General features: G+C 43.3%; 17 protein-coding genes. 6 read left to right on the top strand and 11 right to left on the bottom strand.

Annotated elements, in window-relative coordinates; translation table 11 throughout:
• The coding region (locus JWQ54_RS26865) for a PD-(D/E)XK nuclease family transposase (protein WP_299590974.1) at positions 1 to 148 on the bottom strand (148 nt) is incomplete at its 3' end.
• A gap of 80 nt (positions 149 to 228) precedes the next feature.
• Positions 229 to 1,293 carry a hypothetical protein gene (locus JWQ54_RS26860; RefSeq protein ID WP_299590973.1) on the bottom strand — a complete coding sequence of 355 codons (1,065 nt, stop codon included), beginning with the start codon at positions 1,291 to 1,293 and terminating at the stop codon, positions 229 to 231.
• A 184-nt stretch (positions 1,294 to 1,477) separates the two neighbouring features.
• Here JWQ54_RS26860 and JWQ54_RS26855 point away from each other — a divergent pair, with 184 nt between their 5' ends.
• A complete protein-coding gene (locus JWQ54_RS26855) occupies positions 1,478 to 2,059 on the top strand; it encodes a thymidine kinase (protein WP_299590972.1) in 582 nt (193 codons plus the stop codon).
• A gap of 119 nt (positions 2,060 to 2,178) precedes the next feature.
• Here the strand turns inward: JWQ54_RS26855 and JWQ54_RS26850 are convergent, their stop codons facing one another.
• Positions 2,179 to 2,349: a hypothetical protein gene (locus JWQ54_RS26850; RefSeq protein WP_299590971.1), complete on the bottom strand. Its 171-nt coding sequence runs from the start codon at positions 2,347 to 2,349 to the stop codon at positions 2,179 to 2,181.
• A gap of 181 nt (positions 2,350 to 2,530) precedes the next feature.
• Here JWQ54_RS26850 and JWQ54_RS26845 point away from each other — a divergent pair, with 181 nt between their 5' ends.
• The 3 genes from JWQ54_RS26845 to JWQ54_RS26835 all read left to right on the top strand — a co-directional run bounded on the left by JWQ54_RS26845 (position 2,531) and on the right by JWQ54_RS26835 (position 7,314).
• Complete coding sequence (locus tag JWQ54_RS26845) at positions 2,531 to 2,899, top strand: response regulator (protein ID WP_299590970.1); 369 nt, start codon at positions 2,531 to 2,533, stop codon at positions 2,897 to 2,899.
• Between the two features lie 141 nt (positions 2,900 to 3,040).
• Positions 3,041 to 4,954 (top strand): alpha-amylase family glycosyl hydrolase, encoded by a 1,914-nt coding sequence (locus tag JWQ54_RS26840; protein ID WP_299590969.1) that lies wholly within the window; start codon positions 3,041 to 3,043, stop codon positions 4,952 to 4,954.
• Positions 4,955 to 5,505: 551 nt separating this feature from the next.
• Positions 5,506 to 7,314: a DUF885 family protein gene (locus JWQ54_RS26835; protein WP_299590968.1), complete on the top strand. Its 1,809-nt coding sequence runs from the start codon at positions 5,506 to 5,508 to the stop codon at positions 7,312 to 7,314.
• 234 nt (positions 7,315 to 7,548) lie between these two features.
• Here the strand turns inward: JWQ54_RS26835 and JWQ54_RS26830 are convergent, their stop codons facing one another.
• Positions 7,549 to 8,244, bottom strand: coding sequence for a hypothetical protein (locus tag JWQ54_RS26830; RefSeq protein ID WP_299590967.1), 696 nt, complete (start codon positions 8,242 to 8,244; stop codon positions 7,549 to 7,551).
• 709 nt (positions 8,245 to 8,953) lie between these two features.
• Here JWQ54_RS26830 and JWQ54_RS26825 point away from each other — a divergent pair.
• Entirely contained in the window at positions 8,954 to 10,027 is a 1,074-nt protein-coding gene (locus tag JWQ54_RS26825) for an AAA family ATPase (protein WP_299590966.1), read from the top strand.
• 126 nt (positions 10,028 to 10,153) lie between these two features.
• Positions 10,154 to 11,179 (top strand): DUF6371 domain-containing protein, encoded by a 1,026-nt coding sequence (locus tag JWQ54_RS26820; RefSeq protein WP_299590965.1) that lies wholly within the window; start codon positions 10,154 to 10,156, stop codon positions 11,177 to 11,179.
• Between the two features lie 328 nt (positions 11,180 to 11,507).
• Here the strand turns inward: JWQ54_RS26820 and JWQ54_RS26815 are convergent, their stop codons facing one another.
• The 7 genes from JWQ54_RS26815 to JWQ54_RS26785 form a co-directional block, all read right to left on the bottom strand.
• Positions 11,508 to 11,813 (bottom strand): GIY-YIG nuclease family protein, encoded by a 306-nt coding sequence (locus JWQ54_RS26815; RefSeq protein ID WP_299590964.1) that lies wholly within the window; start codon positions 11,811 to 11,813, stop codon positions 11,508 to 11,510.
• A gap of 211 nt (positions 11,814 to 12,024) precedes the next feature.
• A complete protein-coding gene (locus JWQ54_RS26810) occupies positions 12,025 to 14,421 on the bottom strand; it encodes a glycoside hydrolase family 127 protein (RefSeq protein ID WP_299590963.1) in 2,397 nt (798 codons plus the stop codon).
• A 529-nt stretch (positions 14,422 to 14,950) separates the two neighbouring features.
• Positions 14,951 to 15,280, bottom strand: coding sequence for a hypothetical protein (locus JWQ54_RS26805; RefSeq protein ID WP_299590962.1), 330 nt, complete (start codon positions 15,278 to 15,280; stop codon positions 14,951 to 14,953).
• Between the two features lie 278 nt (positions 15,281 to 15,558).
• Positions 15,559 to 15,960: a DUF983 domain-containing protein gene (locus tag JWQ54_RS26800; RefSeq protein WP_299590961.1), complete on the bottom strand. Its 402-nt coding sequence runs from the start codon at positions 15,958 to 15,960 to the stop codon at positions 15,559 to 15,561.
• A complete protein-coding gene (locus JWQ54_RS26795) occupies positions 15,953 to 16,840 on the bottom strand; it encodes a helix-turn-helix domain-containing protein (RefSeq protein ID WP_299590960.1) in 888 nt (295 codons plus the stop codon). The genes JWQ54_RS26800 and JWQ54_RS26795 overlap by 8 nt, the downstream gene beginning before the upstream one ends.
• 212 nt (positions 16,841 to 17,052) lie before the next feature.
• Positions 17,053 to 18,894 carry an ATP-binding protein gene (locus tag JWQ54_RS26790; RefSeq protein WP_299590959.1) on the bottom strand — a complete coding sequence of 614 codons (1,842 nt, stop codon included), beginning with the start codon at positions 18,892 to 18,894 and terminating at the stop codon, positions 17,053 to 17,055.
• A 21-nt stretch (positions 18,895 to 18,915) separates the two neighbouring features.
• The gene (locus JWQ54_RS26785) at positions 18,916 to 19,410 is read right to left on the bottom strand and encodes a VOC family protein (protein ID WP_299590958.1); all 495 of its coding nucleotides are present in this window, start codon (positions 19,408 to 19,410) and stop codon (positions 18,916 to 18,918) included.
• Positions 19,411 to 19,825 lie beyond the last annotated feature (415 nt).

Raw genomic sequence — 19,825 nt, 5'->3', positions numbered from 1 at the left:
TCTTATTGTACACCAGATCGACAATATGTTTTCGACCACGAAATACTTCATTTAAAAAAGCAATTAGCAGATCTTTATTAGGTTCGCTGCCAAATATTTTCTTGAAGGCGAAGTCAACTAAAGGATCGATATACTTTCCGGTAATCATTAATTATATATTAGATAAAGGTTTAAGAAAAGTTACCTGTCTGATGCTGCCAACTGTTCACTTAAAACTGCCAACTATTTTTACGCGTATCTTCTCTTCAACAACGCATAAAACTTATCTGCCGTGGCCTGTTTACCTTCCCAGTTATTTTTGGTTACATAATTGGTTTTTAAAAAACGCTGCGCCTCTTCAAAAGTATTAAAGCGGTTAAGTATTTCTATGGCTTCGCTGTAAGCAAGATTATACCCATTGAACAGATCTTTTACATAAAGTAATTTATCATTCAGAGTTATAGCCAGCTTAATATCACTTATAGGTTTTATATTTAATTGATCGCTTTTTGAAGCAGCCTGAGATGACATTTTTTGATTCCGGGTAATTACTTCTGTTTCCTCAACTTCTCCTTTTACTGCTTCTTTACTTATTGGCTCTTCTTCAGTTTTACCGGCATCAGGCTGTACTTCGTCTGTCTTTATTTCCTCTATTGCAGTTTCTTTAACTTTTTCCGCCCCTGGTGAAATAACTGCTTCTTCGGTTAATGCAGGAGCTTTACCTTCTTCAGGCTCATTTTCCTTTTTTTCTTCTACAGCTACCTCTCCATTTTCTTCATCCTCCCAGGTTTCGGATTCATCCAAAATAAGTTCATGCCTTATAGTTTCGGGCTCTTCCCGTATAAATGAATAAGTATCTTCAGTTGTTTGCGAAGTAAAATCAAACTGCGGCACAGTATGTTCCTCCGGTTGTTTTTCTTCCTTTATTTGTTTTTCCTCTTTTTTTGCAGATTTTTCTTCCTGTATTTCAGGTTCAGGCTGTTTGCTTGTTATTTCAGCCTCAACAGGTTTTGTGGTGGCTCTTAATGGTCTTAATTCCTTTAAATCTGCCCCGGGTTTCATTTGCTGAACAACGGGCTCAAAGAATTTTTGCTGATAAGTTTCAGGTTTTTCAATAACCAGGCGCTTAGGCCTGTTTTGCAAATTCAGCTTGCACAATATTTCAATATGATCTGTTAAAAAATGTGCGTTGGCAACAAAAAGTTCAAGTTCCAGGTCATTCAAATTATCTGATACTGTTTCCAGGTATTCATATTGTTCATTCAGCTCCTGTATAATGCCACCTATCTTTTTAAATACTTCCTTTTGCTTCATGGATCAATGTTGGGAAAAATGCCAATCAAAAATAAGATTAAATTCTGATATTTGGGGCGTTAAGCTAAAAGACTAAAGCTAAAAGCAGAAAGATTTAAGCAAAAAAACCAAAGCGAAAAGTAAGTGCTTTGAGCTTTTTGCTTTCGGCTTTTAGCTTCATCCAAAAATCATTAAAATCAGCAATTTGGTGTTTATCGAAGATGTATTTAAGCGAAGAAATGAACTGGGCGGAAGTATCGAGGTGGTTTGCGGCTCTATGTTTTCCGGCAAAACAGAGGAACTGATCCGCCGCCTTAACAGGGCCAAAATTGCCAGGCTAAAGGTTGAGATCTTTAGCCCGAAGGCTGATACCCGGTATGAAGAGCATGCGCTTGTATCTCACAGTTCAATTTCAATCCCGTCGACCCCGGTTGAAAATGCATCGTCTATATTATTGCTGGGCAGCGATGTGCATGTGATAGGCATTGATGAAGCCCAATTTTTTGACGAAGAGCTGCCTGATGTATGCAATGTACTTGCCAACAGGGGGATCCGCGTAATTGTTGCAGGCCTTGATATGGATTTTAGGGGCCGCCCTTTTGGCCCGATGCCCGCTATAATGGCCATGGCCGAATCAGTAACCAAGCTGCATGCAGTATGTGTTAGGTGTGGTAATCCCGCCCTATATTCATACCGGCTGGTGCCCGATGAAAGCAAAGTATTGCTCGGCGAAAAAGAAAGCTACGAGCCAAGGTGCCGGATCTGTTACAATAGTACGGAAGTATAGTTTTATTGTTTTGTATCGCTGTATTGAATGATACGATGATACAAAGCTTTTGCGGCCATTAACCTTTATTGATGCTCATCAATAAATTCTTTTTGAAAGAATAAATTCGCATATGACGATTATTTTTCTGAAGCCCATTCCCTAATCAGCTTCTTACTATAAGCTCTGGCCTCTTCAACGGAAAATGTTTTTTCGGGCTTCCATTTTAATGCAGCCTTTTTTTGTAATTCCTGGTAACTTTCTTCAGACAGAAGCACATATTTTTTTTTATCAATTGTTAGATGAGTCATGGCTTACTATTTTATATACGAAAATAATAAAAATCAGATGCAAATCAAATAGCTACTTTTTAAAGTCCAGTTTTGACGGGTGTGCGGTTATTTATTCTCTCTCCTAAAAAATAAAACCATCGAACTAAAACAAAACCTATGCTCCTGATTGTTATATAGTAACAAAGGAGATTGCAAGGTTATGGCCAAAAAGATATTGGTTATCGAAGACGATAAGGACATCAGGGACACCATCGTTTACATACTGGAAGAAGAAGGGTATGACGTTATTTCCTCGGGTGATTCAAAGATTTTGAGAAAGGTAAATGAGCATGACCCTCATCTTATCCTGATGGATAACTGGCTAACCGAATGGAAAAGCGATGCAAACGGCCAGCAACTAAGCAAGGAGCTAAAAACAGATCCTACAACAAACCACATCCCGGTTATCATTATTTCGGCTGTGAGCAATATAAAAGAGATTGCCGAAGAAGGGCTTGCTGATTCGTACCTTAAAAAACCATTCGATATGAGCGAGTTGCTCAGGGTGGTGAAAAAGTTTGCGAGGTAGGTTGTGAAGTATCGGAAACAAGATCAATATCATCAACACAAAACAACCTTACAACTTTCCAACCTTAAAACATTTCAACAAAAAACCAATTAAATAAAAAAATCAACCTACCTTTAAGCACCAATTTTAACCGAAAAATAAATGAAAATCAGGATTTTGTACTTATTGCTTGTCTGCATTTTGCTGGCAGGTGTTATTTCATGCAAAAAAACGCCTTCTGCCGACAAAGGTTCCGGGAACGTTCCCGAGCCTAATCCAACAGCTAAAGATGTACCGGCAGGAGCCCACGATGGAGTTACTTTTATTAACGATGGTAAGTCGGCCATTTTTAATTTGTATGCGCCCGGTAAAAAATCAGTAACCGTAACCGGTGATTTTAATGACTGGTCTGCCGATGCCAAGTATGCCATGACAAACTCTACCGATGGTACCCGCTGGTGGATCCAAATTGATAACCTCGACCCCAATATTGAATATGCCTATCAGTACTACATCGATAAATCGTTTAAAATAGGAGATCCTTATTGTGAGAAAGTGCTCGATCCTGATAATGATAAATATATTGATGCATCCATTTATCCAAACCTAAAAGCATATCCAACAGGTAAAACAACCGGTATAGTAAGCGTTATGCAGGCTAATCAGCCGGCTTATAGCTGGACAACCACCACATTTACCCGTCCCGATCCAAAAAAACTGGTGATATATGAATTGCTGGTGCGCGATTTTGTGAAAACACACAGCTATAAAACCATTAAGGATACCTTAAATTATATTTCCCGCCTTGGCGTTAACGCAATTGAGCTGATGCCGGTAAGCGAGTTTGAGGGTAACGACTCGTGGGGATATAACCCTAACTATTACTTTGCCGCAGATAAATATTACGGTACAAAAAACGATCTGAAAGCGCTTATTGACGCCTGCCATGCAAAAGGCATGGCCGTTATACAGGATATTGTGCTAAACCACTCGTTCGGTTCATCACCAATGGTGCAGCTGTACTCAAGCGGGGGAGTACCTGCAAACAACCCATGGTACAATACAACGCCTACACACCCTTTTAATGTGGGCTACCAGTTTAACCATGAAAGTGCAGCAACCAAATACTTTTTTAAAAATGTAGTGAAGTTTTGGATGCAGGAGTATAAGATTGATGGTTTCCGTTTTGATTTGGCTAAAGGCTTCACACAAACCAACAGCGGTTCAGATGTTGCCGCCTGGGGTAATTACGATGCCAGCCGGGTTGCCATCTGGAAGGATTATAACAGCTACATAAAAGGCATCGACCCCAAATTTTACGTTATACTGGAGTACTTTGCAGGTAACCAGGAAGAAGGTGAGCTTGCCAATGAAGGTATGATGACCTGGACAAACCTGAGCACCCCGGCAGAGCAGGCTTTAATGAGCTATAACGACGCCGGCGGATCATGGGACCTGTCGGGTTTGTTTTATGATGGTTATGGGTTTACCAACCCTTATGCATTGGTGGCATACTTTGAAAGCCATGATGAAGAACGCCTGCAATTTAAAAACGGCATGTATGGCAACGCCAGCGGCGGTTATAGTGTTAAAGACCTGGCTACCGGCTTAAAACGTGATGAAATGGGAGCAGCCTTTATGTTCTCATCGCCGGGACCTAAAATGATCTGGCAATTTGGCGAGCGCGGTTATGATATCAGTATTGATAATGGCGGCAGGTTAGGGGATAAAGATCCGCATTGGGATTATATGAACGATGCCAACCGTCGGCATTTGTTTAAAGTGTATTCGCAGATGATCAAGTGGAAAATAAACAACCCGGTATTTACAAGTACCAGTTTTAAATACAGCTTAAACGGTGCGGTAAAAACCATCCAGATGACTGATGCATCAAACAGCATTGAGGTGGTGGGTAACTTCGGTGTGGTTACAAATACAGCTGCAATAACTTTCCCGGCAACAGGTACCTGGACAGATAACTTTACCGGTACCAGCATTAACGTAACCTCGTTAGCCTATAACATGACACTTGCCCCGGGTGAGTATCACCTGTATAGCAAAACAGCGTTGCATTGATATTTAGATGCTCTTAGCCCTGAGTCTAAAGTCTGGAGTCCTAAGTCAGGAAAAGACAAAATTTCACTTAGACTTAAGACTCAAGACTTTCGACTTAAGACTTTACACAATGGGAGTTTACGGCCGGGTGCTTATTCAATTGAGTAACATCCGGTTTTTTTTATGCCTTTGATAAGTTTTGAATGAGTGAGTGGGTGTCATCCTGAGGCACAAGCCTGCCCTGAGTTTATGGAAGGAAAGGATGAGCGCAGTGGCCTATCCTCTTGCTGAGCATGGTGCAGAGGCCTTTGCCCGCATGCTTCGAGTGGCCTCAGCATGACACCTCTTTTTTATCCTCGCGGAATGCCCTGTGATGTGACGACCATTTACTATTACAATACTTCCTGCTATGGACTATTGACCATCGACTATCGACTTTTCCCTCCTCCCCTTGCTAAAATACCACTACAACCTGCCAATTTATAGTTAGTTACCTATCTCTTCTCCCGCTATTTTTATCAAACGTTAAATTAACCTATATTTCACCTGGTAATACTTAATCCTGTAGCCGCATGTACTTCAAAAAACTGTTTCAAAGTTTCAAAAGCTTATCAAAGCCTGTTATTATCTGTTTTATTTTTTTGGGTTCGATAGGAAGCCTGTCGGCACAGACAGTTGCACCCAAGTCAGCTTTGTATGAGCAGGCCAGCGAAGTATCCGGGCTGATTATCCAATACGGACAGGATATGAATGCCATCCGCGATTTTTACTCGCCATACACTGCTATTGACGGCTACGAAAATCAATCGGTACAAACCTCGCCCGAAGAGCGAAAGCGTTTAACGGAGATAGGCAACGAATATCTTGAAAAACTAAAGCAAACTGATTTTGACAGCATGAGCATTTATGGCAAGGTTGATTATATCCTGCTTAAAAAACAGATAGTGTATGACCTTGGCGCTATAAAGCTTGATGAGGATGAATACAATAAGATAACCACCTATATCCCTTTTGCTGATGAGATCTACCAGCTTGAAAAGAAACGCCGTCGTGGCACCTCTTTGGATGGGCAGGAGGTTGCCATGCAGCTCAACAACATTTTAAAAGCGGTAAAAGCATCACAAACATCGTTTGATGCGATTAAATCACTGGATCTGCCGCTTGCCCGGAAGGGTAAAGCTGCTGTGCTTGGTTTAAGGAGCCGCCTTAAAAGCTTTTACGATTTTTACACAGGTTACGATCCCGCCTTTACCTGGTGGACGCCAAAGCCTTATAAAAAGCTTGATACTGCGCTAAACAACTACGCCACCCTGATAATGGGCAAGGGCAAGATAAACACTACCCAAAAGCCCGATAGCAGCGGCATTAAAGGAGTACCCGTTGGGCATGATGAACTGGTGCGCCAGCTAAAGGCCGAAATGATCCCATACTCGCCCGAAGAGCTGATAAAACTAGCCAACAAGGAGTTTGCTTTTTGCGATAAAGAAATGCTGAAGGCAAGCAACGAGATGGGTTTTGGTAACGATTGGCACAAAGCCCTGGAGAAAGTAAAGAACAGCTATGTACCCGCCGGCAAACAGCCCGAAGAGATCCTGAAACTATACAACGATGCGCTAACCTTTATCAAAGGGCACGACCTGATAACCATACCACCCCTTGCCGAAGAAACCTGGGGCATGACGATGATGACACCCCAGCAGCAGCTGGTTAACCCCTTCTTTTTGGGCGGCAGCGAGATCATTATCAGCTACCCAACCAACACTATGGAGGAAGGCGATAAACTGATGAGCATGCGGGGTAACAACCCATACTTCAGTCGTGGTACGGTGCAGCATGAGTTGTTGCCCGGCCATAACCTGCAATATTTTATGAACAGTCGCTATAAACCGTACCGCAATATGTTTTATACCCCGTTTTGGATTGAGGGATGGAGCTTATATTGGGAGTTGCTGCTGTATGACCAGGGCTTTGCCAAAACCCCAGAGGAGCGCATAGGTATGTTGTTTTGGCGCATGCACCGTTGTGCCCGCATCATCTTCTCGTTAAACTATCACCTTGGCAACTGGACCCCACAGCAATGTATCGACTTCCTTGTTGACCGTGTGGGCCATGAACGGGCTAATGCTGAAGGCGAGGTACGGCGGTCGTTTAAAGGCGATTATAGTCCGCTTTACCAGGTGGCCTACCTTACTGGCGGGCTGCAGTTAATGAGCCTTAAACGCGAGCTGGTTGACGGCGGCAAAATGACCTACAAACAATTTCACGATGCCATAATGAAAGAAAACGCCATGCCTATTGAAATGGTGCGCGCCACCCTAACCAACCAGCCCCTAACCCGCGATTTTACAACGCAATGGAAGTTTTATGATTTTGGGAAGTAATTTGGTCAGTAGTGAATAGAGAGTGGTGAGTGGTTTTCGCCGCCATCGCTCTCCGCCCGTCATTGCGAGGAACGAAGCAACCTCTGCTAAGTATAATCATGATGTCAATAGAACCTTACAGCCGCATGATTGGTCTCCACACAGCATTTTACTCCGGTGCATGGATGGCGTAGAGATTGCTTCGAAGCCGCCTGCAAGCAGGCAGCCTCGCAATAACGACGGGTTGGTGCGGTATCATTCCTTCACCTTATCCCAGCTATCCCGGTTAAAGGCTAACACCTTAATGGCATTGCCGTTTGCATCCATGGTGAATTTTAGCGGGAACATGGCCTCTTTATTTAAAAACTCATTATCGGCCACTGCAATAAAAGGGATCTCCCTGTCATCCCAAAGCTGTTTAAGCACCAGTCCATCGGCAGTAGCGGTTATGGTTAAAAAAGTACCTTTCCTTTCTTCAAACTCATACTTGCCCTCGTAGGCCTTTAACTGGGCGGCGGTCAGTTTTAACTCCTTTACTGGCACATAGTTTTTAACTCTTGTAAGTTGGTCTTTATCGCCCACGGCGGCCCCGGTAATTTCGCCGGCATCGCTTTTGGCGAAGGTAATTGGGATGGTTTCATCGCCGTCGCTGTCAAGGGTTTCAAAGGTAAGGTCGCCTTTGCGGGTTAACACAAATTGCTTGTTACCATCAATTATTTTGGCAAGCAGGGTTTTGTCAGCAACCGTAATTTGTATGTAACCATGCGCGTTACTTTTAAGCTGGTAAATACCTTCAAAAGCTTTCATTGAGGTGGTATCGGCAATGGTCGTTTTAAGTGGCACAGTGCCGGCCTTAGCAGGATTGATAAAACACAGGCTTAATACAATAAAAGGCAGCAGCAATACATACCTGTACAGCCGGTTTACGGGGTTTCTTTTTAGGTTGATCATATTGATTAGGTTTATTTTGTTGATAACGTGGGAATTACGGATTAAGTATATGATGGGATGGAATTTGTGATGCGACCTCTCTACCCGTCATTGCGAGGAACGAAGCAACCTCTACGTTGGACAATCAACGAACCTTGATGCCGGGTGGGACCTTACAGCCGTATGATTGGTCACCACATAGTTTTTACTCCGGTGCATGGATGGCGTAGAGATTGCTTCGAACCCGGTTGCGAGCAACCAGCCTCGCAATGACGATCTGGGGAAGATGTCCTCTCCACCCGTCATTGCGAGGAACGAAGCAACCTCTACGCAGGACAATCAACGAACCTTTATGCTGATGGAACCTTACAGCCGCATGATTGGTCTCCACACAGCTTTTTTCTCCGGTGCATGGATGGCGTAGAGATTGCTTCGAACCCGGTTGCGAGCAACCAGCCTCGCATTGACGATCTGGGGAAGATTTTGTATCGTTCCGTTTCACCCTGTTCTACTCCCAAACCGAACGCAACAAAAAATATTACAGATTTTTATTATTTATTACAGATTTTTATTTATATTTGTGAAGTTTGATTTCTCAAACTAAAAAAACAAATAACAGGTTTATTGCAGGCAATTAATTATGGCGCTCTCCGTGCTATAGTGTTTCGTTCGCTTTGCGTTCGGCACAATCCGCAACAAACTGAAACAAGCAAAATCTTAATAAAAATAAATGGAAAACTTAAACAAACAACCCTATGACTGGCGGCAGCTGATGGTAGCCCCTGAAGAGCTAAAGGCCGAATGCAACCGCCTGGAAACCCAAATGCAGCAACCCCGTACCGATGGCATGCTGCGCATCCGCACTTTTAACAATTGTATGGAAGAGGCCGCCAACCGCCCGGTACCGCAAATGCTTTTCGGCAAGCTTTGGTTTGAAGGCGAGCTCTGTATTTTATTTGCTGACAGCAACCTCGGTAAATCTGTACTGGCTATTCAAATCGGCAACAGCATCAGCACCGGTACCAGCATCGAGCCTTTTATTTATGAGGGCGCAAAGCAACCCGTGCTTTATTGCGACTTTGAATTGAATGATAAGCAGCTGGAAGCCCGCTACACGCACGACTGGCAAAAGCATTACCGCTTTGAAGAACATTTTTACCGTGCCGACCTTAACCCCGACCCTGCTGCCGATTTTAACGAAAGTGAGCTTGAGGTTTACCTGTACCAGGCGCTTGAGGAAGCTATCATTCAGTTTGATACAAGGGTTTTGATAATTGATAACATTACCTACATGCGCAGCGAAACCGAGCAGGCCAGGGATGCACTGCCGCTGATGAAGCAGCTAAAATCATTAAAAAATAAATATAACCTTAGTATACTGGCGCTTGCCCATACTCCTAAGCGCGACAAAAGCAGGCCAATTACCAGTAACGATTTGCAGGGCAGCAAAATGCTGATGAACTTTTGCGATAGTTCGTTTGCCATTGGCGACAGCAACAACAGCCCCGATACACGCTATATTAAACAAATTAAGCAGCGCAATACCGAGCAGGTTTATGGCGATAAAAATGTTTGCGTGTTCGACCTGGATAAACCTGATAACTTTTTACACTATGCCTTTAAAGGATACAGCACCGAAAACGAGCACCTGCGTGCACAGGACGACAACGAACGCAAACAATTAGCCGCCGATGCCGCCGACCTGAGCAAACAAGGCCTTAGCCTGCGCCAGATAGGCGACCAGATGGGCATATCGTTCAGTAAAGTAAGCCGGCTATTGAAGTCCATGGACGATAGACCATAGTCCATAGTCAAAAAGTATCTATGAGATTTATATATTCCTAACCATCGTCTATGGTTTGTCGGACTATCGACCAATTGCTAACCATCGTCTATGGTCTATCGACTATGGACCACTCACCACCCACCCATGTACCGTTACACATTACAACCTTACAGCGGGCCGCACAGCCGTTTCAAATGCCCGGAATGTGAGCACCACAACAAAACCTTTACCCGTTATATTGATACCGAAACCGGCGAATACCTGCACGATGACGTTGGCCGCTGCGACCGGGAGCTTAACTGCGGCTATCATTATAAACCCAAAGATTATTTTATGCAGCATGATATTAATAACAACCAGGTGTTTGTCCCCTCATTAAAAAGTAAACCCAAACCGCCGCCACCTGTACCTGATGAACGCTCTATTATTGAACCCATATGGCTTGGCCGCACCATTGGCAACGAAAACCCCGATAACTTTACAACCTATTTATACAGCAGGTTTGGGTACGACGAAAGCCAGAAATTAAAGCAATTATATAACATAGGCACATCAAACCACTGGGATGGGGCAACCATTTTTTGGTATATTGATGCCCGTAACGTGGTGCGCACCGGTAAAGTAATGCTGTATGATATTGCTACCGGCAAACGCGTAAAGGAGCCTTTTAACCATGTAACATGGATGCACAGCCTGCTGCGAAAGGAAAGGGATAAGATCTCCCCGGCTACAGAGGGCGGACTGTTCCATATCCACAGGGCTTGTGATGTTTGGAAGCTGGCCGAATTGCCACCTTTAAACTTCGTATTAAAGCAATGCCTTTTTGGCGAGCACCTGCTGCCGTTTTTCCCTAACAAATCGGTAGCAGTGGTTGAAAGCGAGAAGACTGCTGTTATTGCATCGCACTTCTGCCCCGATTTTTTATGGCTGGCTACGGGCGGCCTAAACAATCTTACCCCGCAAAAGCTAAGCATCCTCAAAAACCGCAAAGTAATGCTCTTCCCCGATATTAACGCTTACGACCTTTGGAAAATAAAAGCCGATGCCATTAAACAACAGTTCCCAACCATGCAGATCAGCGTATCATCCTACCTCGAAAAAAAGGCCAGCGCCTTTGATAAAGTGAATGGGTTAGATATTGCGGATGTGCTGGAGGGGATGGGAAAGTGAAACGCTATTCCGTTCTCTCCCTGTGCCGAACACCCCGAAACAACGTGAAACAAAAACAAAGGGATGGCAACCCGCTGTTTCAGCATGTGTCATCCAAATAGCGAACGGAACAAAACGCCGGAGCGGCCTTAATACCACCGCGTCATTGCGAGGAACGAAGCAACCTCTACGCAGGACAATCAACGAACTGCTGACAGAACCTTACAGCCGCCTGATGGGTTACCACATAGCTTTTTTACTCCCGTGCATGGATGGTGAAGAGGTTGCTTCGAAGCGGTCTGCAAGCAGTCAGCCTCGCAATAACGATGCGGTGAGGTTGGTTGTTTTATTATTCCTCAATTAACTTATCATACAAGTCAATCCAGTTTGGATTTAACTCGTTAATTAATTGGATTTTTGCTTTCCTGTTACCACCTTTAAGGGCCTTTTCAACAGCGATAGCTTCCTCAATGCGCGAATAAAAAGAATAATAAACAAGCTTTTCACAATTGTATTTGGCAGTAAAGCTATTGGGATAAAAATGTGTTTTATGCTTCCAAACTCTGTCTACAATATCAGAAGTAACACCAACGTATAAAACTGTATGCAGCTTATTGGTCATTATATAAACGCAGCCACCATGTGCAAATACCATCCTGCAAAATAAAAAATATCTTTAAATATTCTACTACCACGTCATTGCGAGGAACGAAGCAACCTTCGTAGGACAGTCAGGGAGCAATATGCTTGTGATAAGCATGCGGCCGCTTCCACTCTACGTAGTAAAGGGTTCATGATTTGCATGCTTAGAGGTTGCTTCGTTCCTCGCAATGACGTGGTGGTTAGTATTTTAACCCTTCACCTCATTAACGCACCTCCCACTCATGAATCCCCGTTGAGTTATCCGCCGGCAGCTGCACTTCCATTTTTAAAGCGGTGGTTTCAACGGGTTCAAAACTCAGGGTGTTATAAGTATCTTTTGCTATGGTATAAGGAGTTGTGGTTTTTACTGGCACCCATTCATCGCCTTTTTTGTAAAAGATCTTGTATGATGCCGGGATGCGGCAGCCGCCCCAGGGGCCATCGTCAAACCAGTAAACTTTTGATTCGGAAACAGTATGCGGCTTGTCGAAATCGTACTGAACAAACTCTGATGTGTTTTGCTTTGGCCACCAGTGCAGGTAAGGCATGCTGGCATCTTTGGAGTCCTGCGGATCGTATTGATCGTTTAGTGCCTTCAGCATCCGTTTATTTTTTATGGAGCCTGATGCCGTGCTGGTGCTGGCAATAGTCGGTGCTGGTTTTGGCATGGAGGCCGATGCCTCGTAAGGGATCCAAACGGTCATTTCACTCGGACCGCGATTTGCCCAGGCATAGTAGGGGATGGCGGTAACGCTTTGGTCGGTTTCAAGCAGCTGGTCGGTATTTAGCTGGCGTTTGCTGCTTTTGCCTTCTGCGGTTATTACTTCTATGCCGTTCAGCATTTCAGGCTTGTACAAGGCATTGCTAACGGCCATTTTATTTACGGTGATATTCTGCACGGTGCTGTCGCGGTTATCGGGACCTTCCAGGCAATATACAATAGGGCCGCGCTGAAAGGCAAAGCGGTTAACATCGGCCTTAACCAATTTATTGGCAATAACCTTTTGGGTTTCTATAGGCAGGTTCATAGTAACTACATCGCCTTTTTTCCATTTGCGGGTAATTACGGCATAGCCTTTTTCGGTTTGGTAGACAAGCGGTTTGCCGTTTATGCTGATGGTAACCGGGGCAGGGTTTTGATCCATAAAGGTGTATAAGCCGCCGGGAACAGGTTTAGCCAATGCCCAACCCGGGATGCGTACCCTTAAGGTAAAGCTGCTGCTTTTTGCAGGATTAAGGTTCAGGTCAATCTTGCCTTTCCACGGGTAATCAGTAGTTTGGATGATGTTTACCTTGCCGGCGGTTAGCATAATATCGCTGCTGTTACTTATAAATAGGTTTACATACAGGTCGTTCTTATCGTGCGCATAAACATAGCCGGGCACCGATGGTAAAAAGCGCGTCATGTTGCTGATGCAGCAGGCACAGCTAAACCATGCGCTCCGCTGGTTCTGGCTCATGGACGACAGCACATTTGGATAAAAGAACCGGTTACCGCTCAGCGATACACCCGAGAGCAGTCCGTTGTATAAGGTACGTTCTAAAATATCAATGTATTTAGCATCGCCATGCAGCAAAAACATGCGGCTGTTCCAATACACGTTGGCAATGGCAGCACAGGTCTCGGCATAAGCCGACATGTTAGGCAGCTGGTAAGCATCGCCAAAAGCCTCGCCGGCATTGGTTGCGCCTATTCCACCGGTTATGTATAGTTTCTTATCCACCACATCTTTCCAGATCTCATCAATAGCATGCAGGTACTGCTGGTTGCCTGTAAGGGCGGCAACATCGGCCATACCTGTGTACATGTAGGCGGCGCGTACGGCATGTCCTTCGGCTTCGTGCTGGTCGACCACTCTTTTATCTGCCTGGTTATAGGCTTCACCTTTAGGCCCGCGAACATCTAAAAAGAACTTAGCGAGATCTAAATATTTTTTGTTGCCGGTAACGCGGTATAATTTAGCCAGGCCGATCTCAACAATCTGGTGGCCAGGGTATTCTTCTATCTTGCCATAACCAAAAGTGCGGGTAAGCAGGTCGGCGTTTTTTATGGCGATGTTTAGCAGGGTGCGTTTGCCGGTAGCCTGGTAATGCGCCACAGCAGCCTCGTACAGGTGCCCTGCATTGTATAGCTCATGACTCAGGATCTCTTCATTCTGCCAGCGTTTGGCGCCGATCCACTCGTGCGTTTTTTTAGCGTTAACGGTTCGGAAGGTGTACAGGTAACCGTCCTTCTCCTGTGCTGCACCAATAATGCCAATCAGGGTATCAATATATTTATCAAGCTTAGGGTTGCTTTTTACCTGCATAGCGTATGATGCGCCTTCAATCACCTTATAAATATCGGTATCATCAAAAGGGAACTCGCTCAGCTTATCGCCACCCAGTAGTTTTGCTGCGCGAAGAAAATTATCAACCCGGCCATTGGCCTTGCACTGCGCCAGCACATAGGGGATAGTAACGTTGGCGTTAACCTCCATCTTGGGCTTCCAAAAACCAGCATTAACATGCACCTGGGTAAAGGGAATAGGCTGGATAGGATAATCCTTTTGTTGTGCCAACAGGTTGCCAGTACGGCATATCAAACACAAAAAAACAAATGAGCCTATTTTTTTTAACATGATTTTACCAGACATGCGCAGTTGGATTTATAATAATACAATGTAGATATAAAAATAAATAAGCTGTTTAAGCTTTACTAACTATAAATTGGCAGGTTGTAGTGGGATTTTAGCAAGGGGGCGGGGAAGAAGTCCATAGTCGATGGTCCATAGTCCATGGCAGGAAGTTATTTTGGGAATGAAGAAGTCCATAGTCGATGGTCAATAGTCCATGGCAGGAAGTTCTTTTGAAAAGGAAGAAGTCCATAGTCGATGGTCCATAGTCCATGGCAGGAAGTTATTTTGGGAATGACCCGTTGGGTCTACCCCTTTGTAGAAAACACCCCAACCCATTTTATTATCTCGTAGAGATTACCCTTAACCATTAGGCAGGTATTGAATTGCGGACAAAGAGTAACCTCTACGAGGCAAAGAGAAATGGATTTATTGTTCTACAAAGGGGTTATCCCTACGGGATATTTTCCGTTAGCTAAATAATTTGTACTATTAATGTTTATAGATAGGAAAAACACCATCTGCTTCCAATCCCTCAGGAAATTGCATAAAATTGATCAGCCGCCAAACTTTTACACGCCCTGAAGCATTCATTACGGATAATGGCCGGAAGTTTATCTTCATTTTTAAATTTAAAAACGGCTATTCCGCCTTCAAAATGATATTGGATGTGATATTGAAGCTTATCATGCAGGGCATGCTTGTTTTTAGCACTCCGGAGATAGAACCAGGATGAGTAGATGCGCTCAATTTCGAGCAGGCGATTATTAAATTTTTCAATGATCTTTAAGCAGGCTTTAGCCTCGTCCCCAATATAAAGTATATTGTTAAAGTGGGTCCGGTTTGTTAGTGGTGCTCTATTCATTATCAAATAATTTATTGCGGCAAGGTAAGTGCCGATTATGAAATTGTAATGAAAGTTGCGTTAGTTGATGTTAAAATGACTTTTGAGAGAAGGAGTCAGGAGTCTTAAGTCGGGAGTCTGAAGTCAGGAGTCAAAATCAAAAGTCAAAAATCGGGAGTCAAAGTCAAAACCGTACGCTTAGAGCACACAATTAACTAAGCTGCCATAGTCCTGACTCTCGACTTAAGACTCCCGACTTCGGACTTTAGACTTCGGACTTACGACTCCTGACTATCAACTTACTTATCAGCGCTCATTTCCGGGTGATAGTGTAACCCCGGTGTAAGCCAGTGTAGCAGTATGATCCTTGAATACCTGAAATTAAAGGGCGATAAAATAACCCCGACTGATATGATGATAATAACGTATAGCCACGGATTATTGCTGCCGGTTAGTACATGTATGGCGACCGCCAAAGTCACCATTTCGGCAACAAACATAGCATAGCTTATCAGCATGGCCACATAAAAATAACCAGGCTCGCGCTCATAAACCAGGCCGCAATGCGAGCAGGTTTTGTTCATTACCTGCGATTTAAAGCTGTACATAGGCGTTGCAAACATATCGCCCCTGCGGCAGCGCGGGCATTTTCCGTGTACTATGGCCGGCCACAAAGGCAGGCCTTTTTCCTGGTTACTCATGATGATTTTTATTTAATATATCTTTTCTGAATTCTTCCGGTGTAACTCCTTCGGTCTTTTTAAAAAACTTGGTAAAGTAGGAGTTATCGCTAAAATTAAGTTCAAATGCAATTTCGGTAATGGTTAATTGCTGGTTGGTAAGCATGCGCTTGGCCTCAAGTATTGTCCGGTTTCTGATCAGCTCGCCTGCCTGTAAACCCAGCAGATCCTTGCAAATGGCGTTTAAGTGATTTGGGGTGATGTATAGCAATGCTGCATAGTCTTTTGGCAGCTTCAGGCTTTTATAGTGTACCTCAATTAGCTTCTGAAAGTTTTTTAACAAAGTTTGATTGTACGATACCGGCCCTTTGCTGCTTCCGCCGGCGCTAAAGCGGCTAATTAAAATAAACACCTGCAGCATCAACACCCTCATCAGATCGGTAGTTTGCATAGGCGAATTTTCCCACTCCTTAATTATTTCTTCAAACAGTTTTTTTATCTGCGGATGAAGAGCCTCAGGCAGGTTAATTACTGCATCATGAACATCGCCGCTAAAAAAAGAGAAATTTTCCAAATAAGATGCGTTCAATAAAAACGATTGGAAAAAGGAATCTGAGAAATTAATAATATATCCGTCGGTAAAGCCTTCAAAGCTCCAGGAATGTACCTGGCCGGGAATCATAAAATAAATTTGATTTGGCTTTACATCAAAGTTTTCAAAGTCAATAGTGTGGCTGCCTGCGCCATCGGTAAAAAACACCACATGGTAAAAAGTATGGCGGTGAGCTGCATGCAGGTTTTTATGCTGTTGAAGGTATGGCGCAAAACGGCTTACCAGTATATCGTCCTGCCTGAAATCAGAAAGGGTGCAAATATCGTAAACCGGTGTGCTTTGTAACATGACCCAAAATTAAGCACAATATCACCATTAATAATGGTACTATTTACAAGATTTGTGGTACTAATCAAAGAAAGATGCAAGGAGTCAAGAATCAGGATGCAAGAATTCAAGAATCAGGAATCAAGAAGGAAAGAAGCAAGAAGTCAAGAATCAGGAAGTCAAGAATCAAGATGCAAGAATTAAGACGATATGACTTAGCCAGCGCCTGAACGCTATATCCGATTATTTGCCGCTAAACTCTTGAATCTTGATTCTTGACTTCTTGCCTCTCGTCCTGACTCCTCAAACGCCCATTTGTAAATAACATCTTCCAGGCGCTCAATTGTAAATGGTTTGCTTACAAAATCAAGCATGCCGGCAAGCTTGCATTTTTCTTCATCCTCGCTTAGCACATTAGCCGTCATGGCAATAATAGGGGGGCAGGTATTCGGGTATGTGTTTAAAAGATAGCTTGCTGCCTGTAAACCATCCATTTCGGGCATTTGGATGTCCATAAAAATAAGATCGTATGTTTTTTGCTCAAACATCTCTAACGCTATCCGGCCATTGTCGGCAATATCAATATCATGCCCTATCTTTTTAAATGTTTTGCGGGCAATTAACTGGTTCATCTTATTGTCTTCGGCAAGCAAAATATTAAGCGGCCGGTATTGGTAAGCTGCCTGTTTATTAATTGGTTTTGCCAAAGGCATATCAACGGAAACTATTTTTAAAGGAAGGCTGAAGCTGAATACCGAGCCTTCATTCTCCCTGCTTTCGGCCCAGATCTTCCCGTTCATCATTTCAACCAGCTTTTTACAGATCGACAGGCCCAGCCCCGTGCCGCCGTACTTGCGTAAAGCAGTAGTATTTACCTGGGTAAAAGGTTTAAACAGCTGTGATAAAGCCTCCTCGCTTATGCCTATCCCTGTATCTTTAATGCTGAAGGTTACTTTCTGCACATCACCGGGCAGGTTAACAGCAGTTATATTGAGCGATACGGATCCCTCATCAGTAAATTTAACAGCGTTGCCAATTAAGTTCACCAGGATCTGCTGGACCCTGCTTTCGTCCATTTTTAAATATTTAGCCAGGTTTTTATCTACATTGCTGGTTAGGGTGATGGTTTTACCCGGAACAGAAATACCCGGTGTGCTTATTTCCAGCACCGTTTTTATGCAATTGCGGATATCAACAGGCCCTGGATGAAGTGTAAGCTTATCGGCTTCAATTTTTGAAAGATCGAGAATATCGCTGATGATATTAATAAGCAGGTTACTGCTTGATTGCAGGGTTTGAAGCAACTCCCGCTGCTCGGCGCTCAAATCTGATAATGATAGTAATTGTGCGGTACCAATAATGCCATTTAATGGCGTACGGATCTCATGGCTCATATTAGCCAAAAAGTTGGATTTGGCTACAGTTGCATCCTCGGCGCGGTCTTTTGCTGTTGATAAGGCTGTTTGTGATGATTGCAGTTCCACGCTTTTTGCGATCAGGGCGTTCTTGTCTTTTTCGTGGCTCCTTTTCAAAAAACTTACCAGCAGCCCGGCCATTAAAACATTGGTTATTGCCGATGATATAAGATCGGCTTCTTTTTGACCTGTACTTTTTGGAAGCGACACCCAGTGCGGAAAATGCTGCTCAAGCACATAACAGGCATAAAATATCGCTGTCAAAAATCCGATAAAATAAAAATGATACCGGCGCTTTAGCAGCATCATTGCCAATACGATCATAAAAATGCCAATATGTGTGCTCGACCCCTCAATGCCTCCGTTTAAAAACCATCCGGGTAGCAGAAGCAACATGCCTGCTGCAACATAACCCAGTGCCATGTTTTCAGTATAACGGATATACCTGCTCCGGTAAAAGGCAAAGGCACACATAAGGCCTATAAAAACCTCAATCAGCATTAAAAATAAGGGGAAGCCCAATATTAAATTACTTATAAAGCTAACAGTTATACTTAAGCTTAAAAACAAGCATATAAAATTAAAAAGCTTATTCTCCAGCGTTAAATGAGGATCATCAAACCCAACAAACTGTTTTATCTTTTTTATCAACCTTCTCAATATTTTCTTAATTCAGTAAAATTATTTGGCGTCGTTTATTTCAACCCAAAATCCGTCCGGGTCCTGCAGGTAGATCTGTTTTACGCCATCTGCCCTTAACTGCACCTTTTTTGGCTGGCCGGTCCAGTTGCCGTAAGGCACGTTCATTTCATCAAGGTGATGTATAAAAGCATCAAGATTTGGAACACTGAAACATAAATGGATGCCAATATCATGTACGGTTGTTGGGCATTCGCCCTGGATAATATGCAATGCAAGCCCTTCGCCTATTTTAAGCCAAACGTGCACAGTATCCTTAAAGGGGTGGTGTATTTCTTTAAGCTGAATAACATTCCGGTAAAAATCGGCAGTTTTTTTAAGATTTTTGGCACACAGGGCAGCATGGTTAAAAACAGGCTGGTTTGCATTGTTTGCAGTTTGCGCCTTACATAATTGTGGTAAAGCAAATGCAAAAAGTAAGATCCAGAAATTGATGCGGATTAGTTTGGGGAAAGATGATTTTAAGGGGTTGTTCATTTTTAGATTGTTTTAAGTGAATAAACATAAAAAATAAATGTCACTTAAACAGCACACCGAAGTGTAATTTATAAAAACCAACTAAATAAAAGTAAAAGGAGGGCAATTACCAGGCCAGCCTTTGGGTCAGGTTAAAATCTATGGAGGCAGATGTTATGGTATTATGGCGGTTCCAATCGTCTATATCAATTAAGCCAGGCATTGTTTGGTAGTGATCATCATTTTTTGAACATTTAACAACATACCCTATATCCGCAACCCTGGCAATTACAGGGCGTGAACCACACTCCTTGCAAAGCTTACAGTAAATTGACCCCGGTATATTCACATATCCTTTCATACATGCTTTTACGGGTACATGTGAAAAGAAGTTGCCAATAAAATATATTTTATAATAAATTTTTCATATTAGTGG

It is taken from the genome of Mucilaginibacter sp. (genome assembly GCF_028288225.1).
Taxonomy (GTDB): Bacteria; Bacteroidota; Bacteroidia; order Sphingobacteriales; family Sphingobacteriaceae; genus Mucilaginibacter.
This window is presented reverse-complemented; position numbering and strand designations above follow the sequence as displayed.

Coding starts and splice junctions, on each gene's coding strand:
- JWQ54_RS26795 (WP_299590960.1), bottom strand. CDS start 16,840: ATGTTACAAAGCACACCGGTTTACGATATTTGCACCCTTTCTGATTTC.
- JWQ54_RS26820 (WP_299590965.1), top strand. CDS start 10,154: ATGTACCGTTACACATTACAACCTTACAGCGGGCCGCACAGCCGTTTC.
- JWQ54_RS26800 (WP_299590961.1), bottom strand. CDS start 15,960: ATGAGTAACCAGGAAAAAGGCCTGCCTTTGTGGCCGGCCATAGTACAC.
- JWQ54_RS26845 (WP_299590970.1), top strand. CDS start 2,531: ATGGCCAAAAAGATATTGGTTATCGAAGACGATAAGGACATCAGGGAC.
- JWQ54_RS26840 (WP_299590969.1), top strand. CDS start 3,041: ATGAAAATCAGGATTTTGTACTTATTGCTTGTCTGCATTTTGCTGGCA.
- JWQ54_RS26835 (WP_299590968.1), top strand. CDS start 5,506: ATGTACTTCAAAAAACTGTTTCAAAGTTTCAAAAGCTTATCAAAGCCT.
- JWQ54_RS26850 (WP_299590971.1), bottom strand. CDS start 2,349: ATGACTCATCTAACAATTGATAAAAAAAAATATGTGCTTCTGTCTGAA.
- JWQ54_RS26830 (WP_299590967.1), bottom strand. CDS start 8,244: ATGATCAACCTAAAAAGAAACCCCGTAAACCGGCTGTACAGGTATGTA.
- JWQ54_RS26825 (WP_299590966.1), top strand. CDS start 8,954: ATGGAAAACTTAAACAAACAACCCTATGACTGGCGGCAGCTGATGGTA.
- JWQ54_RS26815 (WP_299590964.1), bottom strand. CDS start 11,813: ATGGTATTTGCACATGGTGGCTGCGTTTATATAATGACCAATAAGCTG.
- JWQ54_RS26805 (WP_299590962.1), bottom strand. CDS start 15,280: ATGAATAGAGCACCACTAACAAACCGGACCCACTTTAACAATATACTT.
- JWQ54_RS26810 (WP_299590963.1), bottom strand. CDS start 14,421: ATGTTAAAAAAAATAGGCTCATTTGTTTTTTTGTGTTTGATATGCCGT.
- JWQ54_RS26785 (WP_299590958.1), bottom strand. CDS start 19,410: ATGAACAACCCCTTAAAATCATCTTTCCCCAAACTAATCCGCATCAAT.
- JWQ54_RS26860 (WP_299590973.1), bottom strand. CDS start 1,293: ATGAAGCAAAAGGAAGTATTTAAAAAGATAGGTGGCATTATACAGGAG.